At 71.6% G+C, this 1,160-nt stretch carries 1 protein-coding gene, 2 tRNA genes and 1 pseudogene; 3 read left to right on the top strand and 1 reads right to left on the bottom strand.

Going from position 1 to position 1,160, the window contains the following annotated elements:
* A pseudogene (locus AC2CJA_RS26765) lies at window positions 1–429 on the bottom strand (hypothetical protein); the annotation flags it as partial.
* A 187-nt stretch (window positions 430–616) separates the two neighbouring features.
* Here AC2CJA_RS26765 and AC2CJA_RS26770 point away from each other — a divergent pair.
* The 3 genes from AC2CJA_RS26770 (at window position 617) to rpmG (ending at window position 1,062) form a co-directional block, all read left to right on the top strand.
* Window positions 617–689: transfer RNA gene (locus tag AC2CJA_RS26770), tRNA-Thr, on the top strand.
* A 47-nt stretch (window positions 690–736) separates the two neighbouring features.
* Window positions 737–812 (top strand) — tRNA-Met (locus tag AC2CJA_RS26775).
* Window positions 813–897: 85 nt separating this feature from the next.
* On the top strand, window positions 898–1,062 hold the full coding sequence (rpmG, locus tag AC2CJA_RS26780; protein WP_003948671.1) for a 50S ribosomal protein L33: 165 nt from the start codon (window positions 898–900) through the stop codon (window positions 1,060–1,062).
* Window positions 1,063–1,160 lie beyond the last annotated feature (98 nt).

Here is a 1,160-nt window from a genome sequence, read left to right on the forward strand (position 1 = left end):
CCGCCGGAGGCGCCCGGGGTCGTACGGGTCCCGGGGGCCGTACGGGGAGGCGCCGAGGGCGCCGTGCGCGTCCTCGTCCGCCGTCAGCGCGGTGTCGTAGTGGGCGTGGGGCTCGGCGGGCGCGGGCAGCAGCAGATAGCCGTCGAGGTCGATCCGGGTGGCCCACGGAGGCGCGGGGGAGGAGAGGCTGCCCGCGGTCCCGACCGCCTCGATCCGCCCGCCGCCGATCCGCACGTCCACGGCGCGGCCGTCGGCGAGCCGGGCGCCGCACAGGACGAGCGCGGCCGCCGCCGGGGTCGGGGCGCCCTCCGAAGCGGTGTCCGAGGGACCGCCCGGTGGGCCCGGCGAACCCGGGCGGCCGGAGGGGCCCGGGGGAGGTGGTGCGTCGCGATCGGGCTGCGCCGGTTCCTGCGGCTGGCTGTCGGGCATGGGGCTCCCGCGTTTCGCTCATGATCGCTGGGTGCACCGAAGCCTAGGGCCAGGGCGGGCCCGGGGCGTGCCGCCATCACATGGGGCCCAATAGTCGTACCGGTGGCCGCTCCGCGCCGCCGTACGGAGGTGTGGCCGGTACGGATTTCACGTTCGGCACCCGGAACGTGTAATGTCTTCATCGCTCGCCCCAATAGCTCAGTCGGCAGAGCGTCTCCATGGTAAGGAGAAGGTCTACGGTTCGATTCCGTATTGGGGCTCTGGTGCGTGGGGTTCCCCGTCGAGAGACGGGGGCCGCCCGCATCGCGGCGGTGTAGCTCAGTCGGTAGAGCAAACGGCTCATAATCGTTGTGTCACCGGTTCGAGTCCGGTCACCGCTACCAAACCCAGTAGCCGATTGCGGGGTCGGTCCTCCGATCGGCTACTCTTTCTGCGTTGAACCCGTCCCAGCCGTCAAGGAGCACTCACGTGGCTGCCACCGACGTCCGCCCGAAGATCACGCTGGCCTGCGTGGAGTGCAAGGAGCGGAACTACATCACCAAGAAGAACCGGCGCAACAACCCGGACCGTCTTGAGATGAAGAAGCACTGCCCGCGCTGCAACGCGCACACCGCGCACCGCGAGACGCGATAAGCGCCGCGACCGGCCAGGCCGCCGCGCACAGACACGCAAAGCCGTGTGGGCGCCCCCCGTCGCCGGGGGGGGCGGACCGCGTTTGGTGCGGGCGAGCC

This window comes from Streptomyces sp. ATLC9 (assembly GCF_057196705.1).